Annotated in this window: 14 protein-coding genes and 1 pseudogene; 9 read left to right on the forward strand and 6 right to left on the reverse strand. The window is 45.6% G+C overall.

All coding sequences use genetic code 11. From position 1 onward, the window contains the following. Positions 1-1,093 precede the first annotated feature (1,093 nt). Positions 1,094-1,276 carry a helix-turn-helix domain-containing protein gene (locus DXH47_RS12115; protein ID WP_182150844.1) on the reverse strand — a complete coding sequence of 61 codons (183 nt, stop codon included), beginning with the start codon at positions 1,274-1,276 and terminating at the stop codon, positions 1,094-1,096. A gap of 348 nt (positions 1,277-1,624) precedes the next feature. Here DXH47_RS12115 and DXH47_RS10670 point away from each other — a divergent pair, with 348 nt between their 5' ends. After that, complete coding sequence (locus DXH47_RS10670) at positions 1,625-2,749, forward strand: MFS transporter (protein WP_129033298.1); 1,125 nt, start codon at positions 1,625-1,627, stop codon at positions 2,747-2,749. A 470-nt stretch (positions 2,750-3,219) separates the two neighbouring features. Here DXH47_RS10670 and DXH47_RS10675 read toward each other — a convergent pair. The 3 genes and pseudogenes from DXH47_RS10675 to DXH47_RS10685 form a co-directional block, all read right to left on the reverse strand. Continuing rightward, a pseudogene (locus DXH47_RS10675) lies at positions 3,220-3,992 on the reverse strand ((S)-acetoin forming diacetyl reductase). A 639-nt stretch (positions 3,993-4,631) separates the two neighbouring features. Beyond that, the gene (locus tag DXH47_RS10680) at positions 4,632-5,006 is read right to left on the reverse strand and encodes a hypothetical protein (protein ID WP_129033299.1); all 375 of its coding nucleotides are present in this window, start codon (positions 5,004-5,006) and stop codon (positions 4,632-4,634) included. Between the two features lie 799 nt (positions 5,007-5,805). Further along, positions 5,806-8,193: a phosphoketolase family protein gene (locus DXH47_RS10685; protein ID WP_129033300.1), complete on the reverse strand. Its 2,388-nt coding sequence runs from the start codon at positions 8,191-8,193 to the stop codon at positions 5,806-5,808. A 422-nt stretch (positions 8,194-8,615) separates the two neighbouring features. Between DXH47_RS10685 and DXH47_RS10690 the strand changes: the two genes are divergently transcribed. Beyond that, positions 8,616-8,834 (forward strand): helix-turn-helix transcriptional regulator, encoded by a 219-nt coding sequence (locus DXH47_RS10690; protein WP_129033301.1) that lies wholly within the window; start codon positions 8,616-8,618, stop codon positions 8,832-8,834. Further along, complete coding sequence (locus DXH47_RS10695) at positions 8,824-9,222, forward strand: hypothetical protein (protein ID WP_129033302.1); 399 nt, start codon at positions 8,824-8,826, stop codon at positions 9,220-9,222. Before DXH47_RS10690 ends, DXH47_RS10695 begins: the two co-directional genes overlap by 11 nt. Positions 9,223-9,717: 495 nt before the next feature. Here DXH47_RS10695 and DXH47_RS10700 read toward each other — a convergent pair whose 3' ends face one another. After that, entirely contained in the window at positions 9,718-10,443 is a 726-nt protein-coding gene (locus DXH47_RS10700) for a GntR family transcriptional regulator (RefSeq protein WP_129033303.1), read from the reverse strand. Between the two features lie 154 nt (positions 10,444-10,597). On the opposite strand from DXH47_RS10700, the gene ybaK reads away from it, so the two are divergent. The 6 genes from ybaK to DXH47_RS11730 all read left to right on the forward strand — a co-directional run bounded on the left by ybaK (position 10,598) and on the right by DXH47_RS11730 (position 15,346). Beyond that, positions 10,598-11,101, forward strand: a complete 504-nt coding sequence (gene ybaK, locus DXH47_RS10705) for a Cys-tRNA(Pro) deacylase (RefSeq protein WP_129033304.1) — start codon at positions 10,598-10,600, stop codon at positions 11,099-11,101. A gap of 6 nt (positions 11,102-11,107) precedes the next feature. After that, positions 11,108-11,914 (forward strand): hypothetical protein, encoded by an 807-nt coding sequence (locus DXH47_RS10710; protein WP_129033305.1) that lies wholly within the window; start codon positions 11,108-11,110, stop codon positions 11,912-11,914. Between the two features lie 19 nt (positions 11,915-11,933). Next, the gene (locus DXH47_RS10715; RefSeq protein ID WP_404820040.1) at positions 11,934-12,698 is read left to right on the forward strand and encodes an NrtR DNA-binding winged helix domain-containing protein; all 765 of its coding nucleotides are present in this window, start codon (positions 11,934-11,936) and stop codon (positions 12,696-12,698) included. 106 nt (positions 12,699-12,804) lie between these two features. Continuing rightward, a complete protein-coding gene (locus DXH47_RS10720) occupies positions 12,805-14,007 on the forward strand; it encodes an MFS transporter (RefSeq protein WP_129033307.1) in 1,203 nt (400 codons plus the stop codon). After that, entirely contained in the window at positions 13,979-14,812 is an 834-nt protein-coding gene (nadC, locus tag DXH47_RS10725; RefSeq protein ID WP_129033308.1) for a carboxylating nicotinate-nucleotide diphosphorylase, read from the forward strand. The genes DXH47_RS10720 and nadC overlap by 29 nt, the downstream gene beginning before the upstream one ends. A 360-nt stretch (positions 14,813-15,172) precedes the next feature. After that, a complete protein-coding gene (locus DXH47_RS11730) occupies positions 15,173-15,346 on the forward strand; it encodes a hypothetical protein (protein ID WP_170955016.1) in 174 nt (57 codons plus the stop codon). Positions 15,347-15,517: 171 nt separating this feature from the next. On the opposite strand, the gene DXH47_RS10730 is transcribed toward DXH47_RS11730, so the two are convergent. Next, on the reverse strand, positions 15,518-16,588 hold the full coding sequence (locus DXH47_RS10730) for a hypothetical protein (RefSeq protein ID WP_225423576.1): 1,071 nt from the start codon (positions 16,586-16,588) through the stop codon (positions 15,518-15,520). Between the last annotated feature and the right edge of the window lie 251 nt (positions 16,589-16,839).

Consider the following 16,839-nt stretch of genomic DNA (forward strand, 5'->3'; position numbering starts at 1 on the left):
TCGCCAACCGCTTGGCGATGGCTTCCCCGATTCCTTGACCTGCTCCGGTAACTAGTGCAACTTTTTTCGACATGCTGAGCCCTCCATAGTTTTTTGTGAATTCGATAACTTAATGAATATCGAAAGTATACGGGTCATCGCTCTAAAATGCAACCCCATTTTGAACATTTCTTTTCAGTCTTAATCTTTATGAAATGTTATGGTAGCTGGTTTTATAAGTTACTTTTTATTGTGAGTATCTGGCATGACCAATACGCTTACTAAAATTTATTGACAGTCGGAAACGGTTCCATTGTGAACAAATCAACTTTATAATCCGCTTCCATAATTCGATAGAGTTCAGGACCAGCTTGATCAACCAACGCCCCTGCCCCTAGGTCATGACCGCCGTCTTTGAAAAAACTTCACGAAAAAATGATTCTATGATATCTGTGGCGAATTTTAGAACCGAGTTAGCCACTAGTCAAAAATGGATATCACTGAATGGAATTAATGGCCAGCAGTTGCGGCATAAAAGCGTTCATCTAGTGTTTGCAGCCAAAGATTGTTCAAGCGGTTCTACGTCTTGGCAACCTGGGCAGAACTAATGATATCCAAGGATACCCCTTTAGGTAAGTCGCATCAAACCCATCCGATTATGGGCCTCGTAGTTCCCCGTTCGCTAGACGTGTATGGCCGAGATGCCATATCGACCACGGCCAATGTAGTGAACTTGAGGCCATCGTCAGTCGTGATTGATTTGATGATGTGACCAGACTGCTGTTTGATTTTCTGCTACGGCGTCCTCTTCTCAACTGTCAATGAAACGAAGGATAGACATCTGAGCCGGACACTCGACAAACGTCAAAACAACACATTCACATCCATTACGCTTATCCCCATAGTATTTCCCCTCTGGTGTTTATCACAGCCGGACACTCATCAATACTATGGACGATATTACAGCTATCTAACCGTTGATTGTCAATGGAGATATACAAAGTCATCGTTGGAACCATCTCGTCCGGTGTAAACTCGCCGGCTAAGACGGGGCCAACTAGCTGGACCACTAGTCATTTCTGAAGTGCTGGGCAAAGCATGCTAGAAAGGCCTATTAGCATCGTGCGAACTCAGACACATACTGAATTGAAAATTGATGCTTACCGTTGAACTTCTTCATCTGGCGGACTTGGCCACGTTTCAACTCATTATTGATGGTCTGGTGACAAACGCCTAGTTGCCAAGAAATCGCCTGGTTGGAAGGCCCTACATTGTGTAGTGCGAAGATTTTCCCCACGTTCGAATGCAGTTAAGTGATGGTCCTTGGACCGTGATATGGTAAGCTGTTCTTGCACCAAGATAAAAGACCTCTTTCATTGTTTGTTGTAGGAACTCCAATGATACTGGACTTTTCTGTCTTGGTGTATTTTATTTTGTTAAAGTGGCTAACTTGAGTCTAAAACTCGCCAAGTACATTTGCTAAATGAATTTATAATTAAAAAAATAAAATAAAATCTGGTAGACTCACGTATAAGTAATATTATTGCCGTAATCAAGTATAGGTAGAAAATGTGAGTAGATGAATAAAATGAGAGCGTACTTTGGCGTAATACAAAAATATTAATCATTATTTTTGTATATAACAATGTTCTATCTTGCTATGGGAATATCAAAATATTCGCAGACATTATATTTTCAGCAAAATGGAAAATTAATAAATTTTTCTTTGTCTTATTCAGTGATGGCTATTACAGGGTCATTGTCATTCCTTCTCTCAAATAAAATGATAGGAATTGAGCTAAGAAGGGTTGCGAGAATTTTAGGAATTCTGTATGCAACTGGTATGGCTCTTCGAGTATTCTATCAGAATAGTTTTATTGCGATTATTTCAGGGGGAGTAGCTGGAATTGGTGCATCTATATTGCTATTAGTGATACGTAAGTGGATATATGCAGAAGCTGATGAAAATCCATCAGACAAGCAAGTCCTAATTTCATCACGGTATACTTTAATGCAAATTACTTCCTTAATTGCAACGTTGATTGCTGGTTTGATTCTTTTTATATTCTCAGCCCGCAATGAAGTTTATGTCACGATTCTAATCGTTTCAGCACTGGCAATCCTTTTTTTACCTACTACATCAATACCCGAAAATAAGAGCATCCAATTAGAGCAAAAAGAAAGCATCATTGCATTACCAAAGAATAAGCGCATCGGGATTGGTTTTCTTCTAACGGTCATTTTAATGGGAATCACAACATCTATTGTTGATCCGATTGCACCGGCAGTTCTAAGATCAGTGGGCTATAGTGTCGGTTCTACAAGTGTAGTTGTAACAATTCTAGGATTAGTATCTATGTTGTCTGTCTTTATATTTCAAATCCCACTCTTTAATAAAAAGCCGGACTCGTACTTCTTATTAACTGAACTAATCGCTGGTATCATAATTATTCTTTGCGGATTAGAAAATTCAAATCCACATCTGTGGATACTAGTAGCTTTCTTTGTGATGTCAATTGAGGGTACTGGTTTCTTCATTCTTAAAGAACTAGTCGAATATGATATGTTACCCAAGGAAGAAATTACTCTTTATTTAAGCTTAGCTCAATCGGGATTTTTGATTGGGAACGCAATCGGGGCACCTTTAGGCACACTACTTTTTCAGACAATGAATGGTCAATATCTACTCGTAATTTATGGCTTAATGGCCATTGTATGTGGTATTCTTTATAAAATATTGGCAACTAGTTTCACAAAGCATCGTATTTAGTGCCCTGTATTGTCGCTATGTATGAATTGGAAGTGAAGTGACCCCTTTGAATTGGAGTAAAACTAAATTTAGGGGGATTTTACTATTTTCTTGTCACCCTGATTTATTATTTTGAAATGCCATTTTAACTTACCAATGTTTTTTCAAGATCAGAATCGTAATTCTGGTTATATGATATTTGAAGCTGAGATATTACTAGTCCCAATGTAAAAGAATAGGCTCTATGATACTTAGTGTTGATGGACAAAATCTATCAACTTCACCTGACGAGGAATCGAAAAAAGCACTAAGATTAGCTCTGTAAAACCGAAACGGTTTTACAGAGCTAATCTTAGTATGTTTGAGACTATTTTTAATGAAATTAGAAACCGAACCAAGGGACTTAAAGCTAAAAGGATCGAACTTGCGAAGAACTTGACGCACCCATAGAATTTAGTGTTTTGTCCCAAAATCTTAACTTAACCTGATTTTTATTGGAACTGCATCCCACCATCTACGATAATCGTCTGACCGGTGATGTAGTCGGAATCCTTCCCCGCTAAGAACGCCACGGTATTGGCTACGTCTTCTGGTTCGGACAACCGCTTCAACGCGATGCCATCGGAAAAGGTCGCCATCCCCCATTCGTCACTCTTGCCAGCGTTTTGGCCGACCTGGTGGGCAATGTCGAACATCATCGGGGTCTTCACGATACCCGGTGCATAGGCGTTAGCTGTGATGCCCTCCGCCGCTAAATCCCGCGCGGTGGTCTGGGTGATGCCCCGAACCGCAAACTTCGTCCCACTGTACAGGGCCAAATTCGGGTTCCCCACGACTCCGGCCTGTGACGTGGCGTTGATGATTTTCCCCCGTGACCGAACTGCTTGAAAGCTTGGTGCGCCGCCTGGGTGCCCCACAGGACACTGCCGACGTTGACGGCGTAGACCTTCTGAAAATCTTCGGGTGTAATTGTATCAATCGGCGTGGTTGGCCCTAAGCCAGCATTGTTGACGATCACGTTGAAGTCCCTGAGTTGTTCGCCGGCCGTCTTGACCGCCGCAAAAACCTCATCACGGTCGGCCACGTTCGCTTTGATGGCCACGGCCTGACCTCCGTTTTGGTTAATCTCGTTGGCCGCTTTTTCAGCACTGTCTAGCTTCAAATCCGCTAACGCAACTGCAAATCCATCAGCGGCTAAGCGCGTGGCAATCGCTTTGCCAATCCCCTGACCGGCACCGGTCACGAGGGCAACTTTTTTCGACATATAAATCCCTCCAATATGGTGATAACCCTACTCTAAATCCAACACCCCGAGTATACGAACCTCACGGGTAAAAGACAATCAAACACCACTTTCTTTTGTCCGATTAACTTGGCGTTTAGCTGATGCCGGGAAACCTTTCTTCAATCGAAAGGCTAAGCTGACTATTAAATACGTTTGCCGTCACCGACAAGCTAACTAACGCGATTCGACAGTGAATTGCTCCCCATCAATACTGATCGATAAAGAACCATTTAAAATCAGAATAAAGAAAAGGAACCCAATTCAAAAGTGAATTGAGTTCTGCTAAAACGCCTCATCAACACCGGTTGATAAAGAGCCCACAAATTTTTGCTCGCTGAGACTTAAGGTATAAATGACAGTTGCAAAGCTATTTTATTAGCTTCCAACCTTCATATAAGCAGAATAAAATAACAATACAGTAGTCGTACCAATTAAAAATGGATCCTGATTTAACTAGTGTGAGAGCTACCATGAACAATAGAAATGCACCACCCAAAATTAAGGGTAGATAGATTAAGTTGTGTGCTATTAACCATTGTTGAGAAGGAATAATTATAGGTAATGCTAAACATAATATAATAATTACTATTGTGCTAGTACTCATTCAAATCCTCCTTTTTAAAGATAGATGAAAACAATCGTCCTAGCAGTCCAATATGCCGCCGTCTTGTTGAAATGTAAATATTTAATTAGTCCATTACGAATTCCTGTTTCAGATTTACCTTCAAAGTCTGTTAAGTAATTAACGAAAGATTTTAGTGGTTTAGAAGCAATACTACGTCCAGTATATTTGGCTACATACAACGCAATTTTTTTAACAACAGTTAATTTGATTCCAAGTAAGCGATCAGAGTTATCATTGGAAATTTTACTTTTTAGAATTTCTAATTGTTCACTCTTGCTAAAATTACCATCGGCAACAAGTTGATTGAACTCCTGTTTCTTTTCAGCAGTTAGTTGAGAAACTGTCTCAATGCTAGTAGACTCCAGCACCTAGCTGTTGTTCTAACTTTGATTGATCAGTCTTACGTTTTTTCGAAGCTCAGCCATAGCAGTTTGAACAACATCATCGTCAATGCTTACAGTTGTTTCGTCGCCATCAACCGTGATTTAAAACTATGTTAGTTATTTTATAGACAACATAAAGCGTACTTAATAAACAGATTGTGTTAGTGACTATCCATAGTGCACTCTCTATTATAGAAAGGTTTCCTGGCATTTGAAGAAACCATACCACTCCGATAATACCACTTAACACTTCGTCACGAATATGTAGCTTTTTTTAATATCGTCGGCCATTGCCGCTTTAAGATTCTTTAGTTTTGAAAAGTCACTTATCGCGATAATATTAACAATCATAAATATTAGGAAGAGGATCGCTTTAACCAGAAGGCTTGCAGCCAAAAAAATTGTTGATCCTAGAGACAATAATAGACTAACTAAAAATATACAAATGCTTTTTATTGGTCTGACCATGCCTTATAGTTTTCACCTTTGAACTGGCATTAATTCGCCGACGTCCACAGATTATTACGAATTTAATTTGTCGTCAAGGCTAGCAACGGAATGACCCCCGTCACCCTAAAAATATAGACGCAGGAAGCCTCTTAAATGACCCAATAGAAGACCCGCAAAAGAATCCAATTCGAAAGTAAATCGGATTCTCATATTAGTCTTCATCAATACCGATTGACAAAAACAAAAAAGACGCGTTGTCCGGAACTCTTGTGAGTCCTAGACGACGCGTCTTCATTTTAATTATGGGTTAACACCCAAGTCAGTCGTAAACGACTTACTTGAGGGGCTTCCATTGCCAGTCGTTAACTTCTGGCAAGTCAGTCCCGACCTCACGAATGTAGGCCGTGTGCTTAGCCACCATGTCGTCCATCCGTTGTGCGAAGTAAGCGCCCTTAACGGCGTATTCTGGGATGTCGTTGACAGCTTCCTTGGCCAAGTGGAACCGGTCAAGGTGGTTCAGAACCCGCATGTCAAATGGCGTGGTGATATCACCGTTTTCACGGTAACCATGAACGTGTAAGTTGTGGTTGTGACGGTCGAAGAACAGACCTTTGATCATGTCTTCGAAGCCGTGCCATGCAAAGATGACTGGCTTGTCCGTCGTAAACAGACGGTCGAATTCTTCGTCAGAGATCGCCCGTGAATCCAACTTCGGTGACCGGAGTTTCAAGATGTCCACGACGTTGATGAAGCGAATCTTCATTTCTGGGAATTCGTCATGCAACAAGGAAATCGCAGCTAAGGATTCCCAAGTTGGTTCCGTGCCGGCAGCGGCAAAGACAACGTCAGGTTCTTGACCTTGGTCGGTCGAAGCCCAGTCGATGTAGCCTAACCCGTTGTTGACCAGGTTCGTGGCTTCGTCGATGGAGAACCATTGTGGACGGGGGTGCTTGGAGGTCACAATCAAGTTGATCTTGCTGCGACTCTGGAAGGCCACGTTCCCAACGGCTAACAAGGTGTTGGCGTCGGCTGGCAGGTATTCACGAATCAATTCAGGCTTCTTTTCGGCCAAGTGGGTCAACATCCCCGGATCTTGGTGGGTGTATCCGTTGTGGTCTTGTTGGAACACAGTGGAGGTATCCACGAAGTTCAAGGATGGGTAATCATGACGCCAGGATTGTTCGCCGGCCTTACGTAACCACTTCATGTGTTGGGTCAACATGGAGTCGACGACCCGACCGAAGGATTCGTAAGTGGCAAAGAACCCGTGACGACCAGTCAGAACGTAACCTTCTAACCAGCCTTCAGCTTGGTGTTCGGAAAGTTGAGAATCGATGATCCGGCCTTCATGGGCCATATTTTCATCGTTCGGTTCGTGGATGTTTTCCATCCATTGACGCTTCCCGTAATCCAGGGCGGCGTAGAGCCGGTTGGACTTGGTTTCGTCAGGACCAAAGCCCCGGAAGTTATTCGGGTTCAACTTCATGACGTCGGCCAAGTACTTGGACCAAACTAACATATCTTGTGCGATGGTCTTGCCACGCTTCGTGGTGTCGACCGCGTACTTCTTGTAGTCTGGGAGCTTCAATGGTTCTGGCTTGATCCCACCATTGGTGATTGGGTTCATGGCCATCCGTTGGTCACCCTTCGGTGCCATGTCGCGAACTTCTTGCTTGACGGAACCGTCTTCGTTGAAGAGTTCCTCAGGCTTGTAAGACTTCAACCAGTCGACTAACATGTCGGCGTGTTCCATGTCGCCAGCAGCAACCGGAATCGGCACTTGGTGCGCCCGGAAGGACCCTTCGATTGGGTTGCCGTCCAGGTCATGCTTAGGACCAGTCCAGCCCTTTGGGGAACGGAAGATGATCATTGGCCAGTTTGGCAAGGAATCATCGTTGTTGTCCCGAGCGTTCTTTTGAATAGCTTTGATTTTTTCGATAGCGGTGTCCATCGTCTTCGCCATGTCTTCCGTGACCCGCATGTGGTCGGTGTCATCGGCGTCGATTTCAACGAAGTGTGGTTCCCAGCCCATCCCGGTGAAGTATTCGGTCAATTCTTTGTCGCTCATGCGTGAAAGAATCGTTGGGTTGGAAATCTTGAACCCGTTCATGTTGATGATAGGCAAAACAGCCCCATCCTTGATTGGGTTAATGAACTTGTCAGAGAACCATGAAGCGGCCAAAGGACCAGTTTCAGATTCCCCGTCACCAATTTCAACCGCGGCAATGACGTCGGGGTTGTCCAAGATGGCACCCGTCCCGTGGGACAAGCTGTAACCAAGTTCCCCACCTTCATGGATGGAACCTGGGGTTTCAGGGGCAGCATGGGAAGCCACGCCACCTGGGAAGGAGAATTGCTTGAATAAGCGCTTCATACCTTCTTCATCTTGGGAGATATTTGGATAAATTTCACTATAGCTACCATCAAGATATGAGTTAGAAACCATCACTTGGCCACCATGACCTGAACCTTCAATATAGAACATGTTCAGATCATACTTGTTAATGACCCGGTTTAAGTGAGCATAGATAAAGTTCTGAGAAACGATCGTTCCCCAGTGCCCAATTGGCTTAATTTTGACATCGTCAGAAGTTAAGTCGCGCTTTAACAGCGGATTGTCACGTAAGAACAATTGCCCGACAGAGAGGTAATTGGCTGCGCGCCAGTACTTGTCAACGCCTTCCAAGTAAGACTTGGAGTCGAAGTTTGCATTTGCTGCCATGTAATTAACACTCCTTCTTTGAAATCGTAACTGCATCATCTAGTTGATAGAAAATGGCGTAAAATTTATCTCGTAGTGGATACCGGGATGCTTTTTACAATCCCTATAATACAGCGTTTGGCGAAAAAGTCAACCTTTTTATAAATTGATACGGTCCAATTTAACGAAATGTAGGCCCACATTTTCGCCCTCCCTTCAAAATTTTCCCAAGGTCCCCAGCGTTGACGCTTACCGCATGAAAATTTGAGTTAAGAAATAGACCGATCACAAAATTAGTCCTTTTTTGGTTGCCTAAAATATTGTGCATCCCCCTTGTCCTCCAAGTCCTCCTAGTGGGGACTTAAATTCTATTTGACAAGCCCCCTAATTTTCTAATAGCATGAAGCCAGCTTCACGTTATTAGAAATAGGGGGCCTATCCGTGTGAATAATTTAGTAGCACACTACAGAAAAAAGAATGGTCTTACCCAACTTCAAGTTGCAAATATGGTCAATGTAACTTCGCGGACCATAATCTCAATTGAAAAGGGTACATACAAGCCCTCTCTAATTTTAGCTTACAAATTAGCAAAAGTATTTGATACTGATGTTGAAACAATGTTTAAACTCGAAGAATACCTTGGAGGACTTCATGAAAAATAAATTTATTATTACGGTACTGAGCCTTATGGCTATCTTTTTCCTTTCCCTAACTATTAAGGATTACTTGGCTTCTCAATCAGTCATTAAGGATGCTTTAACTACAATTATTCTCGCAATATTAGCCATTCTAAGCTTTAAAGATATGCCTACCAATCCCAATACAAAATTTAGCGATGAACGAGACGAACATGTAAGTTACTTATCTGACCATAAAACAGTTGTTTTTTTAGAATGGCTGTCACTTAGCCTATTCGTACTCCTTATCTTGATTTATCAATTAATAAATTCAAATCTTATGATCGGTGTTCTAGCAATAATGTGTTTATTATATTGGGCAGTAATCAACGTATTAAGGATTATCATTTACTTATTTTTAATTAAAGATTAATATTATAATTAATCAAGAATGAAAGAATCAAAGGACTTGTTAGGAATCGGAGATCTAATCAATATTCCATTGAGGAAAATTGATGTGATTGATAGTGATCCCACGTCAAAACCATATTAGAAACGAAAGAAAGCCTAAGCTATTAAAGGTGCATCCCCTTTTGTTTGAGGGATGCACCCTTTAACGTGCTGTTTTTGGGGCGACACTCGCCCCCTTTACCAGCTATTTTAAGATGTAATTGTAGTTTAGCTTTAGTTTTCAAAAATTATAGACGGTTATTTTTTATGAGTAAGAATGTTAAATTACTGGCGTTAAGAATTTTACGAAACAGTTAAGTGCTAATTTAACGACTACGCTATTGTCAGCTGTTAAAGCTAATAATTGTCTGTAAAGGTTATCAGCTTGATGTTTACCAGTTGTTAACCAATTAAAAAAGCCTGGCATCTGCCCGGCTTGTCTCCCTACCGACCTGCTCATAATCTTGGTCGGTGGTCCCTACTCTTCATCTAGGGACACAAAGGTGTTATAGTTCAAATATTGGTAGTGTAGCCGCATATTCGAGACTTCGAACGGTGTCCCGTCATCCAGGAAGAAGATTCCTTCCATAATGCCCACTGGTTCGACCGGCTTCAATTGTAGCAACTCCTGATCATCGGCCGTGGACGGTGCCGCTTGAATCGACATGAATGATTTGGTGACGACCTTGCCTTGGCTTTCCAAATAGTTGAAAATCGAACTCGACACGGTCTGTTGCGACAAATTCGGCGCAATCTTGATGGGAATGTACCCCGTTTCGATCATGAACGGTTGGTCGTTGAATAACCGTAGTCGTTTGATTTCGTACACAAAATCGCCGGGTGACAAGAAAAGATCCTGTTGAATTTCTTCGCTGGCGGGAACCACGTTAAACCCCAATAATCGGATGCCGGGCGTGTTGCCCGCGGACTTCATACTATCCGTAATCCCTAAATTTGACCCTTCATATTGAAAAATCGTCTGGTTTTTCATATATAATGGATTAATAAAGGTCCCGGAACCCCGTTTTTTAAAAATAATGCCTTGGTTGGCTAAAATGCTCAGCGCGCGTTTGACCGAGCTACGACTGACCCCGTAGGTTTCGCTTAGACTCCGCTCATCGGGCAGCCGCTTATTTTGAAATTCGTGCTGATGGATTCGCTGCTTCAAATCGCGCATGACTTGTCGATAAACTAAATCTGCCATGATATCTCCTCATTACTGGTGAACTAGACGCTTCTTTGGAGTAAAGTATAGCAGGTTTTCGAACGGGTGTCTGCTTTTTCCTTAAAATTGACCGTTCCAGTTGACTTTAAAGTGCGGTCCAATTATAAATAACTGTGAAGAAAGGTGATGCCTGATGGCTAAGAAAAAGAAAGCCAAACGTTTACACAAAACTCTGGTCGAGCAAATCCTCGACAAAAATAAGATTGCTTATAAGCAATACGCCTTCGCCACCCACATGGCGGGCGATACGGCCCAAATGGAGGTTGACCACGCCGCCGTGGACGAACACCACATTTACAAGACTTTGGTCTTAAGTGGTAATGTCACCGGTCCCTTAGTCGGTGTCCTCCCCATCGATGAACACCTCGATGAAAAGAAACTCGCCAAGGCCTCGGGCAACAAAAAAGTCGACATGATCCCCTTGAAGAACCTGGTCAAGACCACCGGGTACGAACACGGGGCCAACACGCCCGTTGGCATCTGGGAAAAGAAGCAGTTCCCCATCTACCTCGACCAAACGGCTCAGCAACAGGGCCAGATCCTGGTCTCTTCCGGACAAATCGGTCGGTCCGTCGAAGTCGACGCCACTGAACTGGCGACGTTGGTTCACGGGACCTTCACCGATTTACTGGAGTAAGGGCGCATGACCATCAACTATATGCTGTTGCTCCAAAACCTCGCTTTGATCGTCTTCTGGCTCCTGGTCGTGCCGGGAGCCTTTATTGCGCTTTTAACTGGCGTTAACCGCAACACCAAACAGTACCTGGCCAACGGCTTTGGCATCAACAGTGAACTCTACCTCGGATTCATTGGCATCTTCTGCCACGAACTCAGTCACTTACTGGTAGCCTTGCTTTTTGGCCACCGCATCACCGGGGTACGGTTGTTGAAACGGCCCCATCCCAACCAGCGGACCCGTAACGGCGACAGCGATTTGGCTTTAGGCTATGTTAACCACACCTGGAACCAAGGCAATTGGTACCAAAGTACGGGAAACCTCTTTATCGGTATCGCCCCGATTTTTGGCTGTAGCCTGGTACTCCTTGGACTTACGGCGTGGCTGTTGCCGGGCTTATTTGCCGGGCTGGTGGCCTTTGCCAGTCACCCCCTGGCCCTGGACTGGTCGGCCTTACGCCACGCCATCACCGACGCAAACGACAGTTGGGGCCACGGCCTCATTGTCTTCATCCTGGCCATGAACATCAGCATCGGCGGCTTTGATTTGAGTGCGGCAGATTTTCGCAATTCTAAAATGGGACTGATTGGCTTCACCATCTTGATTCTGGTAGTGACGGCAATTTGGACCCTGCTGACTGGTGCGGCCGGGTGGCTACGCGGCGTCGCCACGGTCATGGCCTTACTCGCTGTGATTCTGAGTGGTGCACTGCTCATTTCGGGACTAGCCAACCTGCTGGTTCGTCTGTGCCTGCATGTCAAATGGCACCATTAAGTGAAAGGAGGCGGTGGCCTTGGTGAGCCCCACCATTACCATCACAAATTTAATCTGGAGCTTCGATCGCACCACGCACCACGTGAACTTGCTCCTACTCAACCGCGACCATGACCCGTTCAACGGTTTCTGGGCGTTGCCTGAAACCTTGATGCGGCCCGACGAGAGTGCTGATACTGCGGCGTTACGGTTGGTTCGAGAAAAGATTGGTCTGGTCCTAGACGGGCAGCACACCCAACAATTGGCAACGTTCACCCATCCCGACCGGACCCCCACGCATCGGCGGGTCGCCCTGGCTTACATGACCTTCTTACCGAAAATGCCACCGCTAACGCCCGGCTACGGCGCCCAGGACGCCCGCTGGTTTCAGGTGACTGCGACTAAGACTGCCTACCAAGTCCAAAACGGGAATACTCGTTTCACCACGCCCACGACCAACCAAACTGCGACCTATTACGCCGATCTGACGACCCGTCACGCGGCGCCGCCAAGTCAGCTGGCTTTCGACCATGACTGGTTGCTTGCCGTGGCTGCGCGTCGGATTCGTCACGAATTAGCCTTCCACCCGACCGTCTTCCTAACGTTGGGTCCCACCTTCACGTTGAAAGAGGCACGCACGGTAGCAGCCACTTTTTTGCGGCAACCGCTGAGTGCCCTGGACAATTCCAACTTCAAGAAGGCCCACCGTGATCACTTTACCGCCGTAGGGACCACCGCCACGGCCCATGCTGGACGGCCGGCAACTCTGTACCGTTTGAATTCTTCTTGCTTGACAAACGGCTAGAAACCGCTTATATTCAGTAGCAAGTTAAATAAAAGTTGTCACGACTTTTATTTTAATATAATAAAAGTAATAATTACTTTTATTGTTTTCTGGGGAGGAAAATTAAATGTTGACCAAGTATCGTTTATTACTCGTGGTGGGGACCGCCTGGCTCTTTGACGCCATGGACGTAGCTATCTTATCGTTTATCATGCCCTTGTTGAAAGCTGAATGGCAACTGACCCCCGTCCAATTAGGGACCGTCGGGGCGGCCACCTCCGTGGGGATGGTGTTCGGGGCGCTGGGCTGTGGCTATTTAGCTGACCGAATTGGGCGCAAGCGCGTTCTAATTTATACCCTAGCGCTCTTTTCACTGGGAAACTTAGCGCTGACGCTCGCGCCTAACGTCACCGTTTTTATTCTGATTCGTTTCATCACTGGGATTGGTCTCGGTGGCGAATTACCCGTTGCGGCCACCCTAGTCGCAGACCAGTACCGCGGTACCCAACGCTCCCGGATGCTGGTTTTGGCGGATAGTTTCTGGGCTATCGGTTGGATTTTGGCTTCTGTGCTGGCCTTCGGGGTCATGCCGGCGATTGGTTGGCGCTGGACCGTGTTGATCACGGCACTGACCGTCCTCTACGCGCTACCACTTCGCCGCCATTTACCCGACCAACCAGTGCAGCCCATGGTCAAGCCATCTTATAAGGTAGTCTGGCAACCCCAACACCGGCAACAAACTTTATTGCTTAGCGCCCTCTGGTTCATCGTAATGCTGACCTACTATGGCATGTTTCTGTGGTTACCTAGTATCCTGGTCCTACGCGGATTTCCCATCGTGCATAGTTTCAGCTACACTCTCTTGATGAGTTTAGCGCAATTACCCGGCTACTTCTTAGCGGCTTACTTGATGGGCAAGCTCCGGCAAAAAAGCGTCTTGCTCATTTATTTATGTGGCACCATCGTTAGTGTCTTGGCCTTTAGTTTAGCCAGCAATAACTTGGCTATCCTGGTCAGTGGGGCTTGGCTATCATTCTTTGACCTGGGCGCCTGGGGAACGTTGATTGCGTTGACGCCTGGCCAATTTGCCCAAGCCGTGCGGGGAACCGGGATGGGCACCGCCCAAGCCATCGGTCGGATTGGAGCTACGATTGGGCCTTACATGGTAGGACTGTTGATCCAGTTGAACTTCTCTATTGCCACGGTTCTCGGTCTCTTCGTCATGTTACTCGTGGTGGGGGCACTGTTACTGGCCGTCGGCATCACCGATACTACGGTTGTCTCTAAGGAGGCTGACCACCATGACGCTAAGTCCGAAACGACTCACTGACGCCCTTAAAGGCTTTTTAGAAGAAGACCTCGCCACCGGTGACCTAAGCACCAGCGCTTTACCACCGCAATTAGTCCACGGAGACTTCGTCGTTAAGCACGCCGGCGTTATTGTTGGTCAATGCTTACCCGATGCCGTGTACCAGTTGTTGGGGCCCAAGTGCCATTACACCCCCACGGTGCCGGACGGGACACTGGTGCCTCAAGGTACCGTCATCGGCCAAGCCTCAGGTCCCGTCGCCGACCTCTTAGCCGGTGAGCGAACGATTCTCAACTTGATGCAGCGGATGAGTGGCATTGCCACAGCGACCCACTTGGCCGTCACGACCTTGAACGACCCTTCGATCGGCATTTTGGATACTCGCAAAACGGCCCCCGGACTCCGCCTGTTCGATAAATACGCGGTCCAGTGCGGTGGTGGAATCAATCACCGCATGGGGCTTTACGATGCGGTGATGCTCAAAGACAATCACTGGCACCTCATCACCGATTTCCCAGCCACGGTTCGCCGATTGCGTCAGCTCTGTGGTCCGACCAAGACCATCGAAGTTGAAGTCGCGACCCGTGACCAACTCCAAGCCGCGATTGCGAGTCAGGTCGACATGATTATGATTGATAATCAGACCCCGGCAACGGCCCGAGCCTGGCGCAAAATTATTCCGACTTCGATTAAAGTTGAGGTTTCCGGTGGGATTACCCCCACCAAGCTCCCGGCCTATGCTGGTAGTGGTATCGACTTTATTTCTTTGGGTTATCTGACCAATAGTGTTCAAGCTCTCGACATCGCTTTTAATTTAACGGATTAGCTACCACACACCTCTAGCGGGCCCAGTTAATAATGGGCCCGCTTTTAACATTTTGTTTAGTTTAACGATCACATTTTAAGCCCCCAGATTTTTCACGATTTCCAAAAATTATTTCCTGTCGGTCGAATCGAAATATGAAAAAGCAAAAAATCGTTTTCATTTAAAAGCAGGGTATAAACTATCACTTATTTCCTACTAATGAATCGATTCCAACAAGTTTTTTTCCAATGTAATCCTTTACATGCCAAATTAATTCTTGACTTAATTTTCTGAAAGAATTACGATGTTCACGTTAACAAATGTTGAAAGTACGAAACCTAAAAAAAGTTAAGCTCATCAGCTGAAAGGATATGTTTATTTATGCGTTTCTTAAAAGTAGTTGCTCTAATCGCCGTTGTTGCTGTTGTCGTTTCTGGGGCTTTTGTCAGCACACAAGCTTTTGCCGCTTCTAATGCGAACCACGGAACAACGTCACATTCCTTCTCATCAGCTTACACAGCGTTGGTGCAGAAGCAAGCACAACCTTTCAAATAACCTCTAATTCTAATTAGACAAAGCCCGGGCCTCATGGCTCGGGCTTTTTGAATTACAATCTACTCAAAGAAAAATCAACTAGTTCATCATAGTACCAAAAATGCCTCGTTCCAATGACTCTATCACTTGGGGCAAAGCACTTTATTAGTTTCTCCCAAAATCTTATATAATTTATTCAATTGACGTGGCCACTGATTGGGCAGTCGCCGTGACCGGGTCAATAAACATTTCTAACCGACTCGCCATGGCACCAGCTAAATCCTGACCAAATTGTACTTCTTGCGGCGTCCCGATCATGTTGAAACCTAACGTGAGCCGGCCCTTGAACGTGCTGCAAGCAATCTGATACATTGGTGCAATACGGAAAGACCCCGTTAACAGGCAGTCCGTAACACTCAGTCCTGCCAGAATCAATCGTTCATCATCAATGATGCCAAAGTTAGTGTAGCCAATAGGCCGCACATGATAATGTGCCTCAACAATCTGCTGGAGATCAGCGATACTTTCGTGTTGGTATTGTTGCATCAACGACCGTACAGAATCCAAGAACTGGTCTTGGGCCTTTAACGCGGCCATTCCTGCGTGCATCTTTTGGACCGTTGTTCGAAGAGAATCGCTTACAGGCGACTCAATAGCCGGGTTATAGCGCGCCGTATGGTTGGCAATTCGCAACGTGGCCTGGTCATTTTCGATGTTTTGTCGCATATCCGTTGGGCAGGCAATCGCAAGCGCTGTCACCTCCGGATCATAAGCCTGCACAGTTTTTCCAAAAAGAGCCAGCAAAACATCATTGACCGTCACATGTTGGTCGTGAGTAGCTTGAATTAAGCGCTTTATTACCTCGCCATTCAACACCACCCCACCAACGTGGGCCGTTCGTGGAGCCGTTTTGGCAGCCAAACGCGGTAAAGCCAAAGCGTGCGCCGGGTGATCAACGTTGCTCTCCTCTTCAGGCGCTGGGTGGGTTTTAATTAACTCCTGTAGCCAATCAAGCTTGACCGTATTTTGAACACCCGTCACGGCCTCGCTCCCCCGATTGTAACAAGCACACAACAAGTATAAGTACTGTTTAAAGCCGCTCCCATCGGTCAAGATATGGCTCATGGTCAGGACCAGTGTTGTGGTAGCCCCGGGCACAATAAAGACCCGCAGTTGGGGTTGATGGAACCAATCCGGCGCCGCATCCAAGTCAGGAGTCAACCGGTCGACCACCCGCACGATGGTCGATGCATCGTGGACCACAGGTGTCCAGCTGTTATCAACTAAATTATAACGGCAAAACAATTCAGGCACGACCCGTGCCGTTAAGGTGATGGCTCGGCGAAAGCGATCAACGTCCAGTTTCCCGGTTACCTTAAGTTGGCAACGAATAATGGGTCTAGAATTTTTGGTGTTGGAAAGTATTTCCATTCCAAAAGTACTAGGCCCTTTTTGATAACAAAAAAAGGCATCTAAGCCTCCCTAGTGCTATGCTTTAAGCGACGAAACTCAAG

The organism is Levilactobacillus suantsaii, assembly GCF_004115745.1.
GTDB lineage: Bacteria > Bacillota > Bacilli > Lactobacillales > Lactobacillaceae > Levilactobacillus > Levilactobacillus suantsaii.

Bases quoted from the DNA above. Each gene is read 5' to 3' on its own strand.
- nadC (WP_129033308.1), top strand. From the start codon at position 13,979: ATGACGCTAAGTCCGAAACGACTCACTGACGCCCTTAAAGGCTTTTTA.
- DXH47_RS10685 (WP_129033300.1), bottom strand. From the start codon at position 8,193: ATGGCAGCAAATGCAAACTTCGACTCCAAGTCTTACTTGGAAGGCGTT.
- DXH47_RS10710 (WP_129033305.1), top strand. From the start codon at position 11,108: ATGACCATCAACTATATGCTGTTGCTCCAAAACCTCGCTTTGATCGTC.
- DXH47_RS10670 (WP_129033298.1), top strand. From the start codon at position 1,625: ATGTTCTATCTTGCTATGGGAATATCAAAATATTCGCAGACATTATAT.
- DXH47_RS10695 (WP_129033302.1), top strand. From the start codon at position 8,824: ATGAAAAATAAATTTATTATTACGGTACTGAGCCTTATGGCTATCTTT.
- DXH47_RS11730 (WP_170955016.1), top strand. From the start codon at position 15,173: ATGCGTTTCTTAAAAGTAGTTGCTCTAATCGCCGTTGTTGCTGTTGTC.
- DXH47_RS10700 (WP_129033303.1), bottom strand. From the start codon at position 10,443: ATGGCAGATTTAGTTTATCGACAAGTCATGCGCGATTTGAAGCAGCGA.
- DXH47_RS10720 (WP_129033307.1), top strand. From the start codon at position 12,805: ATGTTGACCAAGTATCGTTTATTACTCGTGGTGGGGACCGCCTGGCTC.
- ybaK (WP_129033304.1), top strand. From the start codon at position 10,598: ATGGCTAAGAAAAAGAAAGCCAAACGTTTACACAAAACTCTGGTCGAG.